Source organism: Microbacterium sp. sgz311019, from assembly GCF_056135325.1.
In genome coordinates, this window is record NZ_JBWAXO010000012.1 from 65,918 (window position 1) to 80,371 (window position 14,454).

At 68.9% G+C, this 14,454-nt stretch carries 16 protein-coding genes; 8 read left to right on the top strand and 8 right to left on the bottom strand.

What is annotated here, in order from left to right; genetic code table 11:
- Positions 1-67: 67 nt before the first annotated feature.
- The 5 genes from AC0NZN_RS17015 to AC0NZN_RS17035 are packed head-to-tail and all read left to right on the top strand — an operon-like array spanning position 68 to position 4,878.
- Positions 68-1,141, top strand: coding sequence for a LolA family protein (locus tag AC0NZN_RS17015; RefSeq protein ID WP_474593510.1), 1,074 nt, complete (start codon positions 68-70; stop codon positions 1,139-1,141).
- Entirely contained in the window at positions 1,138-2,109 is a 972-nt protein-coding gene (locus AC0NZN_RS17020) for an ABC transporter ATP-binding protein (protein ID WP_474593511.1), read from the top strand. The genes AC0NZN_RS17015 and AC0NZN_RS17020 overlap by 4 nt, the downstream gene beginning before the upstream one ends.
- Positions 2,096-2,941 (top strand): ABC transporter permease, encoded by an 846-nt coding sequence (locus AC0NZN_RS17025; RefSeq protein ID WP_474593512.1) that lies wholly within the window; start codon positions 2,096-2,098, stop codon positions 2,939-2,941. The genes AC0NZN_RS17020 and AC0NZN_RS17025 overlap by 14 nt, the downstream gene beginning before the upstream one ends.
- Positions 2,942-2,982: 41 nt before the next feature.
- Positions 2,983-4,119, top strand: a complete 1,137-nt coding sequence (locus AC0NZN_RS17030; protein ID WP_474593513.1) for a flavin-containing monooxygenase — start codon at positions 2,983-2,985, stop codon at positions 4,117-4,119.
- A gap of 15 nt (positions 4,120-4,134) precedes the next feature.
- Positions 4,135-4,878 (top strand): phosphatase PAP2 family protein, encoded by a 744-nt coding sequence (locus AC0NZN_RS17035; RefSeq protein WP_474593514.1) that lies wholly within the window; start codon positions 4,135-4,137, stop codon positions 4,876-4,878.
- 34 nt (positions 4,879-4,912) lie between these two features.
- On the opposite strand, the gene AC0NZN_RS17040 is transcribed toward AC0NZN_RS17035, so the two are convergent.
- The 5 genes from AC0NZN_RS17040 to ppk2 form a co-directional block, all read right to left on the bottom strand.
- Positions 4,913-6,712, bottom strand: a complete 1,800-nt coding sequence (locus AC0NZN_RS17040) for a phospholipase D-like domain-containing protein (protein ID WP_474593515.1) — start codon at positions 6,710-6,712, stop codon at positions 4,913-4,915.
- A gap of 59 nt (positions 6,713-6,771) precedes the next feature.
- On the bottom strand, positions 6,772-7,572 hold the full coding sequence (locus AC0NZN_RS17045; RefSeq protein ID WP_474593516.1) for a DUF1206 domain-containing protein: 801 nt from the start codon (positions 7,570-7,572) through the stop codon (positions 6,772-6,774).
- A 63-nt stretch (positions 7,573-7,635) separates the two neighbouring features.
- Positions 7,636-8,301 (bottom strand): phosphatase PAP2 family protein, encoded by a 666-nt coding sequence (locus AC0NZN_RS17050; protein WP_474593517.1) that lies wholly within the window; start codon positions 8,299-8,301, stop codon positions 7,636-7,638.
- Positions 8,298-9,233, bottom strand: coding sequence for a diacylglycerol/lipid kinase family protein (locus AC0NZN_RS17055; RefSeq protein WP_474593518.1), 936 nt, complete (start codon positions 9,231-9,233; stop codon positions 8,298-8,300). Before AC0NZN_RS17055 ends, AC0NZN_RS17050 begins: the two co-directional genes overlap by 4 nt.
- Positions 9,234-9,312: 79 nt before the next feature.
- Positions 9,313-10,143 carry a polyphosphate kinase 2 gene (gene ppk2, locus AC0NZN_RS17060; RefSeq protein ID WP_474593519.1) on the bottom strand — a complete coding sequence of 277 codons (831 nt, stop codon included), beginning with the start codon at positions 10,141-10,143 and terminating at the stop codon, positions 9,313-9,315.
- Between the two features lie 329 nt (positions 10,144-10,472).
- Here ppk2 and sigK point away from each other — a divergent pair, with 329 nt between their 5' ends.
- Entirely contained in the window at positions 10,473-11,063 is a 591-nt protein-coding gene (gene sigK / locus AC0NZN_RS17065; RefSeq protein ID WP_474593520.1) for an ECF RNA polymerase sigma factor SigK, read from the top strand.
- Positions 11,060-11,806, top strand: coding sequence for an anti-sigma factor (locus AC0NZN_RS17070; RefSeq protein ID WP_474593521.1), 747 nt, complete (start codon positions 11,060-11,062; stop codon positions 11,804-11,806). Before sigK ends, AC0NZN_RS17070 begins: the two co-directional genes overlap by 4 nt.
- 29 nt (positions 11,807-11,835) lie before the next feature.
- Here AC0NZN_RS17070 and AC0NZN_RS17075 read toward each other — a convergent pair whose 3' ends face one another.
- The 3 genes from AC0NZN_RS17075 to AC0NZN_RS17085 all read right to left on the bottom strand — a co-directional run bounded on the left by AC0NZN_RS17075 (position 11,836) and on the right by AC0NZN_RS17085 (position 13,273).
- A complete protein-coding gene (locus AC0NZN_RS17075; RefSeq protein ID WP_474593522.1) occupies positions 11,836-12,333 on the bottom strand; it encodes a hypothetical protein in 498 nt (165 codons plus the stop codon).
- Positions 12,334-12,354: 21 nt separating this feature from the next.
- Positions 12,355-12,768 carry a DUF4383 domain-containing protein gene (locus AC0NZN_RS17080; protein WP_474593523.1) on the bottom strand — a complete coding sequence of 138 codons (414 nt, stop codon included), beginning with the start codon at positions 12,766-12,768 and terminating at the stop codon, positions 12,355-12,357.
- A gap of 148 nt (positions 12,769-12,916) precedes the next feature.
- A complete protein-coding gene (locus AC0NZN_RS17085; protein WP_474593524.1) occupies positions 12,917-13,273 on the bottom strand; it encodes a hypothetical protein in 357 nt (118 codons plus the stop codon).
- Between the two features lie 155 nt (positions 13,274-13,428).
- On the opposite strand from AC0NZN_RS17085, the gene AC0NZN_RS17090 reads away from it, so the two are divergent.
- Complete coding sequence (locus AC0NZN_RS17090; protein WP_474593525.1) at positions 13,429-14,436, top strand: hypothetical protein; 1,008 nt, start codon at positions 13,429-13,431, stop codon at positions 14,434-14,436.
- The last annotated feature ends 18 nt before the right edge of the window (positions 14,437-14,454 follow it).

Genomic DNA, 14,454 nt, shown 5'->3' on the forward strand with positions numbered 1-14,454 from the left:
CGAGCGAACGAGCATATGCTCGCGATCGAAGGCGGCGCCGCCCGCGTCGCCGGGGAGGTGTTTCCCGATGACGTTCCGCCGAGGGTGGATTCCCGCGATCGTCGCACCGGTCGCCGTGGTGGTCGCCGCGGTCGCGGTCCCCGCGATCGCCGACGCCGCATCGCCGCCGCCTGCCAAGACGGCGGCGCAGGTGCTGACGCTCATCGCGGGCAGTCATGACGCCCATTACTCCGGCACGGTGGTGCAGAGCTCCGATCTCGGACTTCCCCAGCTGCCCACCTCGATGTCCTCGGGAGCACCTTCAGGCGGCGGTTTCGACGCGACGAGCCTGATCCAGCTGCTCACCGGCTCGCACACCGCTCAGGTGTATGTGGACGGTCGGTCCCAGCAGCGCGTCCAGATGCTCGACACGCTCGGCGAGCGCGACCTCATCCACAACGGCACCTCGGTCTGGATGTACGACGCGAAGGCGCGCACGGCGACGCACGTGACGGCATCCGGCGACCCGGCGACGCCTGAGACGCCGAGCCCGACCAGTCCTGCCGCGGTCGCCGACGAGCTGATCGCGTCGATCACGCCGACGACGACGGTCTCCGTCGCGACCGGGACATTCCTCGGTCACGGCGTGTACACGCTGACCCTCGAGCCCAAGACCTCGGCGACACTCGTCGGGTCGGCCGTCATCACGGTGGATGCGGCGACCGGCGTGCCCCTGCGCACGCAGCTCCACGCCCGCGGCCAGTCGACGCCGGCGGTGAGCGTCGGCTTCACCAAGGTGGACTTCTCGCGCCCGGGCGCCGACGTCTTCGCGTTCACGCCGCCGGCGGGCACGACCGTCAAGGACATGACGGCGCCGTCGCACGAGACCAAGGGGATTCACACCGAGAAGCCCGAGATGCAGAAGCCGGTGGTGATCGGATCGGGGTGGACGTCGATCGTCGAGGTCGCCGGCGGCACGGGTCTCACGACCGGGATGTCGGACCTCACCGGCAGCAACGCACGCCTTCTGAACGAGCTCAGCCGCCAGGTGAACGGCGGACGGATGCTGCAGACCTCCCTCTTCACCGTCTACCTGCGCGACGACGGCACCGTGTTCGCGGGTGCTGTGCCCGCCGCGACGCTGCTCGCCGCGGCCAAGTGAGCGGTCATCCGCCGGATTCCGCAAGCGATGACGACGTCATCGTCACCCGCGGCCTGACGAAGAGGTTCGGCCGCTCCGGAAGCCGCGCCGCGGTGGACGGCCTCGATCTCGACGTGCCGCGCGGCGCCGTCTTCGGCTTCCTCGGTCCGAACGGGTCGGGCAAGACGACCACGATCAGGATGCTGCTGGGCCTCGCCGCACCGACAGCCGGCGACATCCGCCTCCTCGGCGGCGACATGCCCCGCGCCGGAGCGACAGTGCTCCCGCGGGTCGGCGCGCTCGTCGAGGGCCCGGCGTTCGCCCCGTTCCTCTCCGGCGCCGCGAACCTCGCGCGCTTCGACGCCGCCGACCCGATGTCCTCGCGGTCGACGCGTGCCGCACGCGTCGGGCGGGCACTGGACCGCGTCGGCCTCGGCGCCGCGGCGAACAAGCGTGCGGGGGCGTACTCGCTCGGCATGAAGCAGCGGCTGGGACTCGCATCCGCCCTCCTCGGACCCCGTGACCTGCTCGTCCTCGACGAGCCCACCAACGGACTCGACCCCCAGGGCACCCGAGAGGTGCGGTCGCTGATCCGCTCGCTCGCCGACGAGGGCACCACGGTGTTCCTCTCGAGCCACCTGCTCACCGAGGTCGAGCAGGTCTGCACCCACGTCGCAGTCATGCGCTCGGGACGTCTCGTCACGTCGGGCACCCTCGAGGCGCTGCGTGCGGAGAGCGCGCCGCGCCTGCGCGTGCGCACGCCCGACGCGGAGGCCGCGGCATCCACTCTGCGACGACTCGGACTCTCGCCCGTGCGCGCGAGCGCGGATGAGCTGGATGCGGTCCTCCCCGCCCATCTGCGCGTCGAGGCCGTCACCGCCGCACTCGTCCACGAGGACGTGCGCGTGCGAGGCATCGCGGTGACCGGCGCGAGTCTGGAGGAGCGGTTCGTGGAGCTGACCGGGGAGGGCTTCGATGTCGACGGCTGAAGCGCCGACTGCCCGGAGGCGTCCGTTCGCGCTGCTCGGGTCGGAGCTCGCCACCATGTTCCGGCGGTGGCGGACGATCGTCATGCTCGTCCTGCTCGCGCTCGTGCCCGTGCTCATCGCGGTCGCGGTCAGGCTCACCGGCGCGGGATCGCGCGGACGTGGCCCCGCGTTCCTCGCCGACATCACGGGCAACGGCGTCTTCGTGATCTTCACAGCGCTCACGGTGTCGATCCCGCTCTTCCTGCCGCTCACCGTCTCGGTGGTCGCGGGCGACTCCATCGCCGGCGAGGCGAGCTTCGGCACCCTCCGCTACCTGCTGATCGCCCCGGTCGGCCGCGTGCGTCTGCTCGGCGTCAAGTTCCTCGCGAGCTTCGCCTTCGTCGTGGCCGCGGTGCTCGCGATCGTGATCGGCGGCATCGCGGCGGGCGCCGCATTGTTTCCGATCGGGCCGGTCACCCTGCTGTCAGGCGACACCGTGAGCCTCGCCGAGGCGTTCGGCCGGGTGCTGCTGCTCGCCGGCTACGCGGCCGTCTCGCTGTTGGGCCTGTGCGCGATCGGCCTGTTCATCTCGACTCTCACGTCGCTGCCCGTGGGCGCGATGGCCGCGACCGTGCTCGTCGCCGGCGTCTCGCAGGTCATCGACCAGCTGCCGCAGTTCGACGCCATCCACCCGTACCTGCCGACGCACCTGTGGTTCTCGTTCGCCGATCTGCTGCGCAGCCCGATACTGTTCGACTCGTACGGTCAGAACCTCGTGCTGCAGCTCGCCTACGTGGTGATCTTCGGCGCCTTCGCGATCGGCCGGTTCACCACGAAGGACATCCTGACCTGACGCGGGCGCTGCCCGGGGCTAGGGTGTCGCCCGGGAGGGGCATGGACGCTGACGCTCTCGTCGTGGGGGCCGGGCCGGCGGGCCTGGCGGTCGCCGCCTGCTTGCAACGGCGGGGCGTCGACGCACTCGTCGTCGACCGAGGCGGGGCCGTGGGCGAGTCGTGGAGCACGCGCTACGACCGGCTGCACCTGCACACGCCCCGCATCCAGTCGGCGCTTCCCGGCCTGCGGATGCCGCGGCGGTTCGGTCGCTGGGTGTCCAAGGACGACATGGCGCACTACCTCCGCGTGTACGCCCGTGAGTACGGCATCGCCCCCGTCTTCGGCACGGAGGTCGAGCGCCTCGAGCAGGCCGACGCCGGCTGGAGAGTGACGTCGGGCGCCGGGGAGCTGACGGCTCGACAGGTCGTGCTCGCGACCGGATATGCGCACTCCCCTGCCCTCGCTCCGTGGCCCGGGCAGGAAGCGTTCCCCGGACGCATGGTGCGCGCCACCCAGTACCGCAACGCCGAGGGGTTCGCCGGCGCGCGCGTGCTGGTCGTCGGCGCGGGCAACTCGGGGGCGGAGATCGCGGCGGACCTCGCCGAGCACGGCGCATCCTCCGTGCACCTCGCGATCCGCACCCCGCCGAACGTCATACCCCGCCAGTTCGGCCCTGTGCCTGCGACGCTCCTCGCGATGCCGATGGGCTACCTGCCCGCACCGCTCGTCGATCCCGTGAACCGGCTCCTTCAGCGCATCGCACTCGGAGATCTCACACGATTCGGGATGCCGGCACCGCGCGCCGGCGTCGTCGCCCAGGTGCGGGCGACGGGGGTGACGCCCACGATCGACGTCGGACTGGTCGCCGCCCTCCGCGCGGGCACGGTCGCACCCGTCGCCGCACTCGAGCGCTTCGACGGAGCCGACGCGGTCCTCAGCGACGGGATGCGTCTCACCCCCGACGCGGTGGTGGTCGCGAGCGGCTATACGACGGGCCTGCATCCCCTCGTCGGACACCTCGGTGTGCTCGACTCGCGGGGTGTCCCGCTCGCCGCGGGAGCAGGCACGGTGCCGGGCGCGCCCGGTCTGCGGTTCGTCGGCCTGTTCAATCCGCTGAAGGGTCAGCTCTTCCAGATCGGGCTGGATGCGCGGTCCGCCGCGCACGCGATCGCACGGGAGCTCGCGGCGGACCGTTGAACGTACTATCGAGAGATGGATCACGAACCAGTCTCGGAGGTGGTCGGCAGCGCAGCCCCCGCGCCCGTGAAGATCGCTCGCCTGTGGTGGGTGGTTTCCGCGGCCGCCACGTTGCTGCTCGTCGTCCTGCTCGGCGCGGTGATCTTCTATCGACAGGCGGACAAGCCCTTCGGCTTCGAAGTGGAGTGGATGGGAGAACTGGTCGAGGCCCGCGCGCCGTACCTCACGAACGCCGCCCTCGTCTTGAACTGGATCGGCGGGCCCATCGGCGGGACCGCGGTTGTCCCCGTTGCCATCATCGCCGGCCTGCTGCTCTGGCGCAGGCCCTGGGGCGCGCTCTATTTCGCCTGTGCCGCAATCGCGAGCGAGCTGATCGTCTTCGTCATCAAGAGCCTCGTCGGTCGCCCGCGGCCGACCGACATCCTCGTCACGGCCGACTTCGGCTCGTTCCCGTCCGGCCACAGCGCGAATGCAGCGCTCATCGCCACGACGCTCGGAATCATCTTCTGGCGTGCGTGGGTATGGATCGTGGGCGGCGCCTACACGCTGCTGATGATGCTGAGCCGCACCTATCTCGGAGCGCATTGGATCTCCGACACCGTCGGAGGCATGCTCATCGGAGTCGGAGTCGCAGTGATCGTCTGGGCCCCGTTCGCTTATGTGCTCTATCGCGAGAGCCGCAAACCGCATCCGCCGATCTGGGTCACCGTCGAGTCCCCCGCAGCGACCCCGGATCCGCCCGGAGGGCGCTCACAGTGACCTGCGGCTGTGGGCACGTCTCCCCGTGGTCGTCTTACGTTCCCTCGGGGTCGAGGACGATGTTCCACACCAATTGCTCCGCGGTCGAGCCGAGCGGGTCGACATAGCTGCGGAGCCCGCCCCAGCCGAGCGCGTTGGCGACGTCAGGATCCTGGTCGCTCGGCACATCGAGCGCCATGAAGGCGTCCACGCCGATCCGGCTGTTCTCGATGGTGAGCCCGAACACGTCCGGCCTCTCCCAGAATCGCGCTCCGGCGAGGAAGTCGTCGACGTCACCCGCCGTGACAGGAATGTCCACCATCGCCGTGTTGAGCCGGCGCAGCCAGATGCGCCGGCGGAGGTCGGCGATCATTCCGCGCTCGGTGTCGTACACGGCGAAGTCGAGCTCCGTGTCGTGGCTGTATCCGCGGCGGTTGCAGTTGGCCGAGCCGACGACGGCCAGCTCATCGTCGAAGATCCAGGTCTTGGAGTGGACGTAGAACGGCCAGACCGACTCCGGGTCCGACGTGATGCCGACAGCGTCCGCCGACTTGTACTGACAGATCACGACCTTGTCGCCGCCCGCCGCCGCCAGCTGCTCGACGAATGAGCGTCGATGGGGGCTGGCCTGGAACTGGAACTCCTCCTCGATCTGTTCGATCCTGCTGCACAGGATGATGAGCTTGCGGAAGTCGGGCTCCTGCACCTTCTCGATCAGCAGGTCGAGCATGGAGGGGAGCGAACCCATCGCGACGTCGTTGATCAGGTACTGGTCCTCCAGGTAGATGTGGTGCCTCGTGCGGCGGAGGGCAGCGGCGATCTGGTGGTAGATGCCGGTGCGACCCTCCGAGCTCAGGGTCCAGGTGCCGTTCGCGTAGACGGGCGGCTGCTCGGCCGCCACGGCGATGATCGGCGACGCGGTCGGATCCTTCTCGGTGAAGAAGGCGTTTCCTGCGATGTCCGCCACCTTGAGCGCCGGCACCTCGACCGTGGGCACGGCGGGGAGATCGATGGTGACCTCCGGCGTGCCGAGCCGAAGCCGATGCGCCTGGTTGACCACCTGCTCCGAGGGCCCGAGGGGACGGAAAGGATTCTTCCGGGTCGGGTTCCCCACCGTCACAGAGGCCTGAGTGAGCGTGTGCCCCGCAACCGAGGCGACCGTCACATCCTCGGGAGCGGGAAGCCACGCACGCTCGCGAGGCATCCCCTTCAGGACCTCCGGGTGTTCGAGCCAGCGCGCATGGAACACGCGATAGAGCTCGCGCGCCGCCTCTCCCCTCACCTTGCATCCGACCTCGCACCAGCGATCCGCGATGCGATCGCGATGGACGTCCATGGATCCGACGTAGGCGAACAGCTCCTCTTCGTTCTGCACCACCACCAGCTTCTGGTGGTGGGTCCCGTTCATGAAGAGGTAGCGGAAGTCGTCGATCGCCAGGGTGTTCTCGAACTGATTGAGCTCGCTCACGGTGGTGAGGTTGGCCTCGACGTACCTGTCGGGCGGTTTGGGCGCGGGATGCAGGTTCAGCAGCGCGCGGACCATCATCCCTCTGCTCGTCGCACCGCGGAGTACATCACGCCACCGCACGTCGCCTTCTCGCCGGTGCCGGCGTTCCGCCGCCTTGATCGACGGCTGGGGCCCGACAGGAGGCATCAGAGTGCCGAGGGTCGCCTCGAAGCCGATCCAGCAGAGGAGGCGATCCCCGCTCTGCGCAGCGGCGTACGTCACCTCGGCACGCAGGTCGGCGTAGTACTCCTCGGCATCCACGAAGAACGACACCTCGGAGTCGCGGAGGACGGGCGACATCCCCGTCGCCCGGTCCCCGCCGAACCAGTCCATCCCGTCATCCCTCATCGCCGGATCCTCCACTGCTCACGAGTGATGCGCCGGGCGTGCGCGGCCATCGCACTTCCTTACATGCGTGCGTAGCGAGCGCGCGCGAAGCAGAAGACTCCGTAGATGACGAGCCCCGCGCCGACCACCCAGAGGATGACGGCACCGAACGGCAACGCGGCGAGCGTGCGCAGGGCGCCATCGAGCCCGCCCGCCTTCCCCGGGTCGTGAGTGAACGCGGCGACGATGAACAGGAGCCCAGCGACGCCGATGGCGATGCCCTTCGCGACGTAGCCGATGACACCGAAGGTGACGATACCGGGCCGGGCCACCCCGCTCGGAAGATCGAGGTGCTTCTTGAACGCGCGCGTGAATCCGCGCACGATGAAGGCGACGCCGATGCCGGCGATGAGGAGTCCGACGAGGCCCAGCAGGATGACGCCCCCCGGAGTCGCGAGCAGGTCTGCGGTGAACGTCACCGACGACTGCACCGAATCCGACTGTCCGCCGACCGCGTAGATGAGCGCGGTCCAGCCGATGGCGAGATAGGCGACGGCGGTGCCGACGAACTTCACCCGGTAACCCCACTTCTTCTTGGAGTCGGGGTTGCGCTCGACGATGGCTTGCACGATCTGCCAGATCGCCAGGGCGAGCAGACCCAGCACGATCAGCCAGAGCAGGAGCACGCCCACCGGCGCCTGCCGGATCTGCGACATCACGCCGCTCTGATCGGCCGTCCCGCCACCCCCTGTGACGATCGAGATCGCCACCACGCCGATCATGATGTGCACGACGCCGAGGACGATGTACCCGGCTCGCGCCAGCCCGCGCAGGACGGGGGAATTCTCAGCCGCTCGGGCCGCGGCCTTCGGAGCACTCATAATCAGATCCTCCAGGTTGGCGCGGTCGGCGGCAACCGCCGCTCGTCGACGATCCCTTGTGCTTCATGACCCGGCCGCGGCGGACGGGCTCGAGCGTGCCGCCCGACGATCGCGGATCGCCTCGACGGCACACCACACGAGAGTGGCGACAGCTATTCCCTCCAGCAGGCCCCCGACCACGTCGCTGAGCCAGTGCGCATGGAGATAGGTCCTCGCCCACATCATCCACAGCACCCACAGCACGCCGCCGACCCACACGTACCACTTCCTCAGCAGCAGGCCCAAGGTCACCACCACGGTCGTCGCGACGGCCGTATGACCGGAGGGGAACGACGTCGCCGTGCTCTCGGCCAGAGAATCGCTCGGGCGTACCCTGGCGACGATGTAGGACATCGGCGCTCCGATCGCCACGACCAGGGCGATCGCGATCGCGATGTTCGCAGCATCCCACGGTCGTCGTCGCCAGAGGAACACAGCGACGAGAACGATGGCGATCACGATCATCCCGATGGTGCCGCCGACGATGGACGGCACCCAGGCGATGACGACTCCCGGCTCAGCGAGATACGAGACCATGAGCCCGTGCCACCACAGATCGGGGGCGAGCGGCTGGCGCCCGTCGAGAGAGATCACGTAGTCGAGGGCGACGAAGGCGACGGCCGCCACGATCCCGACCACCAGGGCGACCGTGCGGCGGGGATCCGACCCGGCCGTGCGCATGTCGTTCATCGCACCCTCATCGCCGACGGCTGGACGGTCACGGTGAACTCCTGCGCCTCGCCGAGCTCTTCTCCGTCGATCTCGAGGAGCCGTGGCTCGGGAAGCGTCACGGCGAGGACCGAGGCCCGTCCACGTCGAAGCGACTCCGAGTCGGCGACGTCCTCCGTCGTTCCGATGAGCCGCTTCAGCCCGTTGTCCCAGACCAGCGTCTTCACCGTGCCCAGCCACTGCGCCAGTCCCTCGGCGCTCAACACGATGAAGTCCAGCTCGCCGTCGGACGGGTCCGCCTCCGGCATGAGCTTCACGCCGCCCTGCAGCGCGCCGCAGTTGCCGACGAGCAGGGTATGCCCGTTCTCGGTCCACGCCGTTCCGTGATCGGCGGTGATCGTGAACGACAGGACGTCGCTCCCGGAGAGGGCTCGTCCGAGCGATTCGACATAGGCGAGCCAGCCGGCCCGATCCTTGAGATCGTCGTCGGTCTCGACGATCATCTGCGCATCGAGCCCGAAGCCGACCATGACGACGAACCCGTGACGCGCGGTGCCACCGTCCGCCGGCACCTCCACCCATCCGACGTCGACCGGTCGGCCGTCACCCTCGAGCGCTCGCCGGAACGCCGCCGGAACGTCGTCGATGGGCACGTCCAGGTTCCGGGCGAACAGATTGCCGGTGCCGAGCGGGATGATCGCCAGCTCGACGTCCGCCGCGGATTCAGCGAGGGACTCCGCGACCGCGCGGACCGTGCCGTCGCCGCCCGCGACGATCAGCAGATCCGCCCCGTCCGTCAGTGCGGCCTCGGCGGCTCCCCGTCCTGGATCCTGCTCCGTCGTCTCGAACCAGCGGACGTCGGCAGTCGGCATCCCGTCGAGCGCATCGGCCAGTGCCGCCTCGAGCGGTGCTCTCTCTGTCTTCGATGGATTCCAGACGATCGCGATGCGCATGTCCCTGGGTCCTCTTCTCTCTCCGGCAGGCGAGCCGGAACGCGCGGTGATACGTCGGCTGGCCCCGGCCGTGCTCGTGCTACTTCTTGCCGCCCAGTTCGGCGGCGATGTCGGGAACGTACTGGAACTGCTCTACCGGAGGCCGTTCGTAGTCGTCTCCGCCGGGTCGATCGGGGAGGGAGATGTCATCCCACTCGAGATGGCGGTACGGGATGCTGCTCAGCAGATGGCTGATCATGTTCAGCCGAGCGCTGCGCTTGTCGTCGCTCTCTACGGTCCACCACGGCGATTCCCGCGTATCGGTGGCCGCGAACATCGCATCCTTGGCCCGCGAATAGTCCTCCCATCGCAGGATCGACTCGAGATCCGTGGGCGAGAGCTTCCAGCGGCGCATCGGGTCTTCGAGCCGCGACTCGAAGCGCGCCTGCTGCTCCTCATCGGACACCGAGAACCAGTACTTGAGCAGAATGATCCCGTCTTCGATCAGCAGGTGCTCGATGATGGGGGTCTGCCGAAGGAACGCCTGGTACTGCGATTCGGAGCAGTACCCCATGACGCGCTCGACTCCGGCCCTGTTGTACCAGGACCGATCGAACAGGACGATCTCGCCTTTCGTCGGAAGCCGCTCGAAGTAGCGCTGGTAATACCACTGCCCGCGTTCCCTCTTCGAGGGCTTCGTCAGAGCCACCACCCGGGCATGCCGGGGATTCAGATACTCCATGACGCGTTTGATCGCTCCGCCCTTGCCCGCGGCATCCCGGCCCTCGAAGATCACCAGGACGCGCGCTCCCGAATCGGCCACCCACTGCTGCATCTCGACAAGCTCGATCTGCAGCCGCTCCAACTCGGCCTTGTACAGGCGCTTCGGGACCCGCTTGACGGACGACTTGGCCGGGCTCTTCTTCGACATCGCGCTCCTCAGTCCTCGTCGGATGCCGGTCATCGGCATCTGCGCCGATGCGGTGCCCGACCTGCAGCCGTCGTCTCGCGTCTGCGTATCGGCGAGCATCGCTCATGATCCGGCACACGGATCCGCTGCAGGCCCACATTAGCCGCCACTCCTGCAGACACGGCCTCCCGCACCGAGCAACGTGAGCCGCGCGGCGACGCCCGCGGCCGCGACCTCGGCGCCGAGCGACCGCGGAATCGACGCGGGTATTCGGCGCGCCCATCGGATCGGATGGCGGTTCGGCGGAGCCCGTACGCGGGATGTGCCGCGGTGTGCGGCATGCTGGGAGGGTGGTGATCGACGGAATCGACATGCCCGATCAGGGCGAGGATGCCGTCGACGCCGTCGGCATCCTGATCCAGCGCACCGCGAACAAGGATCGGAGCGCATTCGCCGAGCTGTACGACACGCTTGCGCCGCGCGTCTTCGGTCTCATCCTGCGGGTGCTCGTCGACCGGGCGCAGAGCGAGGAGATCCTCCAGGAGGTTTTCCTCGAGGTGTGGCAATCCGCGGAGCGCTTCGCTCCGAACAGAGGACGCGGACGTACGTGGCTGCTGACCATCGCGCACCGCCGGGCGATAGACCGGGTCCGATCGGCGCAGGCCGGCACGGACCGCGACATCCGGGCGGGGTTCAGGGAACTGGCGACCCCGACCGAAGACGTCGCAGAGCAGGTCGAGTTGAAGATCGAGTCGGAACGGGTGGCGGGAGCACTGCGCAGATTGCCCGAAGCGCAGCGTGAGACGCTCGTGCTTGCGTACTTCGGGGGGTATTCGCAGTCCGAGATCGCGGCGCTGACGGGTGCGCCCCTGGGGACGGTGAAGACCCGCATGAGGGATGGTTTGACGAAGTTGCGAGTGGAGATGGGGGTGGCGCAGTGACCGAGGAAGAGTTCGCCCTGCTGGCGGCCGGCGCAGCCCTCGGCGCGCTGAGCGACGACGATCAGCGTGCTTTCCGCGGTGCCCTCGCCGAGCACCCCGAGTGGGTCGCGATCGCGGCGGAGGATGCCGACACGGCGGCGGCGCTTGCCGAGCTCCCGCGTGAGGTCGCGCCCCCGCCCGCGCTTCGAGATCAGCTCTTCGCCCGCATCGACGAGGCGCCGGCCGCGACGGGCGCGAATGCGGATGCGTCCCCCGATCGCAATCAAGCCCGACAGAAGGGGCGTGGATGGGGCCGACGCGGCTGGTTCGCCCTCGCAGCTTCCCTGGTCCTGGTCGCGGGCATCGGCACCGCCACCGTCATCGCGGTGCAGCAGAACGCCCAGCCCGCGGCCGTCATCGCGCTCGACCGCATCCAATCGGCGCCCGACGCGCAGCAGGCATCCGCTCCTGTCCAGGGCGGTGGGGAGGCGACCCTGCACTGGTCAGGCTCCCTGGACCGAGCCGTTCTGGTCACGGGTGACATGCCCCACGTGTCCAACGACCAGACCTTCGAGCTCTGGTATGTGCGCGACGAGACGGCGATCCCGGCCGGGACGTTCGATGCGAGCGGCCGCTCCACGTCGGCACTGCTGAAGCCAGGCATGCAGCCGGGCGATGTGATCGCGGTGACCGTGGAGGAGTCGGGCGGATCGCCGAGCGGACAGCCGACGAGCGACCCCATCCTCACGATCCCGACGTCCTGACCGGGGCCGCCCGCCGACGGGCGGCGCGGCTAGTGGCCCGCGTGCGGGTCGAATGAGGAGAGATCGCGGTGACCGTGCTCGCTCGAGCCGCTCGTGCTCGAGAGCGCCGGCGTCACGAGCGCGGCGACAAGCACAGCGCCGACGACTATTCCGACGGCCGGCAGTATCGGTCGGGGGCGCGATGCCGTCGCCCGCGCTCTCGCGCTCCACGTCAGCATGGATGCCGGCACGACCAGCACGACGACGGCCGCGGCGGCGACCGGTGACCCCCCGCCACCGATCGCCACCGCAGCCAGCACCAGCCCGGTCATTGCACCCACGACGGCAGCGCGGGCTGCAACCCGGCCTCCGCTGCGGAGACTGAGGACCCCCCACATCAGCTCAGCAGCGCCTTGAATGAGGAGCGCCGCCGTGGCGAAGATGCCCGGCAGCAGCGCGGCGCGCGCGACCTCAGCCGCGAGCGCGACATGCAGCAGGCCGGCGCCCCAGGCGAAGAGCGCCGGCCAGCTGCGAGAGATGCCCCTCATGGGATTCGAGCCTTCGCCGGGTCAGCCCAGCGCGACCTGCGCGCGGGTGGTGCGCTCCGCCCCGAGGCCGACGGCGAGCAGCAGGATGGCACTCGCCAGGTGAAGGAAGTGATCGAACGAGTTCAGCGACAGCACGTTGGCGGCAGTGCCGACCAGGAAGAAGCCCACGACGCCGAGGAGCAGGTACGCCGCACCGACCACGGTGTTCGTGATCTTCGCGGCCTTCACCGAGACGAGGCCGAAAGCCAAGAGGGCGGCGCCGATCAGCAGGTGGGCGACATTGTGCAGCGGGTTCACCATGAAGATGCCCAGCAGCATCCCGCCCTGGGTGGCGAAGAACGTGACTCCTCCGGTGACGGTGAATCCCAGCAGGCCGACGAGGAGGTAGACGACGCCGAAGATGACGGCGACGAGACGGTTCGGGGACGTGCGCATAGCTCTCTCCTTGTTCCACGCGGCGGGTGCCGCTCACGTGGGATTCGGAGCCCTTCCGAGATCGGATGCCCGGATGGATGCTGACAGCCCGCGTGCACGGGCATCCCGCCATGGTTGTGGCCGCCGCCGCGCGCGCGGCGCTCGGCGCTCAACGCGGCCGGCGCGACCCTTCCGGCAGCACTGCGGCATCCAGCGCCAGCTTCATCGATTGACGTGTCAGGCCCGATGCCGCGCGAACCTGTGCGGGCGAATATCCCGCATCCTTCGCAGCACGCACCGCCAGGTCGCGGGCTCGCAATGCCCGACGTTCTTCCACATGCAACCGCTCAAGGTTCTCCGCAGCATGGCGAAGGTTCTCAAGAGCGTCCCCAGACGCGCTCCCCATTTCCCCATTGTGCGCGAAAAACCCTCGCTCATCTAGGTCTCGTGTGCTTGACTGTAACGCGTGCTTGACATCGTCAAGCGTGCTTGACGAATTCGCGAGCACGCTTGACGTGTCAAGCATGCTTGACAGCGCCTTCGGATCACGGAACACTGACCGATGAGCACGCTCACCTGGGGAGAGCAGCTCTCGTTACTGGCCAGCACGAATGACCCTGATGCCGTTCACACGAGCATCACTCGGTATCCTGCCGCACACTCCGAGGAGCGCTCTCCCCCATGAAGTCCCTCTCTGGACCCCTCGCTTCCGCCACAGCCATCGCCGCCATCGCCGCCATCGCCGCGGCCTGCACCTTCGGCGCTCAGGCGACGAGCGCGGAAGAGGCCCGTGCGAATACCGCCATTCGCGCCGTCGTGTCCTCGTACGACCAGGTCACGGCCACCGCGAACAAGCACGTTGATGCCCTCGGATCACAGATCACCGCCGCGAAGGCGGCACTCGCCTCCGTCAGCCAGACGACCCTCGATGCCGACCAGCCGACGGTCACCAAGCTTCGCGCACAGCTCGCCGCCGCAGAGACGGAGCAAGAAGACCTCATCGACAAGGCAGCGCAAGCCGAAGCGGCCAAGGCGAAAGCCGTCACCCGCCTTCGCGCGATCGTGAATCCGTGGCAGAGATCAGCGGACGCTCGCGCCGTCCGCCCCAAGACGCTGCCCACCGCATCCATCGACCTCGCGGACGTCAGGACCGCCACAGACGGCGTCCGCCAGCGCTGGGATGCCGAGCAGGCGCGCATCGCCGCAGAGAAGGCCGCCGCTGCCGCCCAAGCCGCCGCTGCGGCAAAAGCCGCCGCGGATGCACAGGCAGCCGCGGCCAGTCGTCACGCATCCTCTCAGCAGAGCAGTTCGGCTCCACGCGCCGCCGCTCCCGCAGCGCCGCGCACGCGCACCGCCTATGTCGGCTGCGTGGGCCTCCAAGCTGCGGTGGATGCGTGCGCATCGAACACGTGGACGCAGCTCACCTACCGCCTGCCGTTCCCCACCATCGGCGAGCACGAGAACCGCGGTGGCGCGTGGCTGCTGAGCGTCGGCAACGGCACGATCATCACCGTGACCGGCAGGATCAGCGGAACGTATCAGGTGATCGGCTCCACCTACATCCCGCGCAACGGCACCACGGACAACGTGCGGAACACCGCGCCGGGCGGCACGGACCTCGCCATGCAGACGTGCGCGTGGAACCACGAGACAGGCATGCGATTCGTCTATCTCCACCGCATCGGCTGACACGAGCGCACACCCGAA

Excerpts from the sequence above, each read along its gene's own strand:
- AC0NZN_RS17090 (WP_474593525.1), top strand. The coding sequence starts at position 13,429 with ATGAAGTCCCTCTCTGGACCCCTCGCTTCCGCCACAGCCATCGCCGCC.
- AC0NZN_RS17075 (WP_474593522.1), bottom strand. The coding sequence starts at position 12,333 with ATGAGGGGCATCTCTCGCAGCTGGCCGGCGCTCTTCGCCTGGGGCGCC.
- AC0NZN_RS17080 (WP_474593523.1), bottom strand. The coding sequence starts at position 12,768 with ATGCGCACGTCCCCGAACCGTCTCGTCGCCGTCATCTTCGGCGTCGTC.
- AC0NZN_RS17045 (WP_474593516.1), bottom strand. The coding sequence starts at position 7,572 with ATGAGTGCTCCGAAGGCCGCGGCCCGAGCGGCTGAGAATTCCCCCGTC.
- AC0NZN_RS17025 (WP_474593512.1), top strand. The coding sequence starts at position 2,096 with ATGTCGACGGCTGAAGCGCCGACTGCCCGGAGGCGTCCGTTCGCGCTG.
- AC0NZN_RS17055 (WP_474593518.1), bottom strand. The coding sequence starts at position 9,233 with ATGCGCATCGCGATCGTCTGGAATCCATCGAAGACAGAGAGAGCACCG.
- AC0NZN_RS17050 (WP_474593517.1), bottom strand. The coding sequence starts at position 8,301 with ATGAACGACATGCGCACGGCCGGGTCGGATCCCCGCCGCACGGTCGCC.
- AC0NZN_RS17085 (WP_474593524.1), bottom strand. The coding sequence starts at position 13,273 with ATGCTTGACACGTCAAGCGTGCTCGCGAATTCGTCAAGCACGCTTGAC.
- AC0NZN_RS17040 (WP_474593515.1), bottom strand. The coding sequence starts at position 6,712 with ATGAGGGATGACGGGATGGACTGGTTCGGCGGGGACCGGGCGACGGGG.
- AC0NZN_RS17030 (WP_474593513.1), top strand. The coding sequence starts at position 2,983 with ATGGACGCTGACGCTCTCGTCGTGGGGGCCGGGCCGGCGGGCCTGGCG.
- AC0NZN_RS17035 (WP_474593514.1), top strand. The coding sequence starts at position 4,135 with ATGGATCACGAACCAGTCTCGGAGGTGGTCGGCAGCGCAGCCCCCGCG.
- ppk2 (WP_474593519.1), bottom strand. The coding sequence starts at position 10,143 with ATGTCGAAGAAGAGCCCGGCCAAGTCGTCCGTCAAGCGGGTCCCGAAG.
- AC0NZN_RS17015 (WP_474593510.1), top strand. The coding sequence starts at position 68 with ATGACGTTCCGCCGAGGGTGGATTCCCGCGATCGTCGCACCGGTCGCC.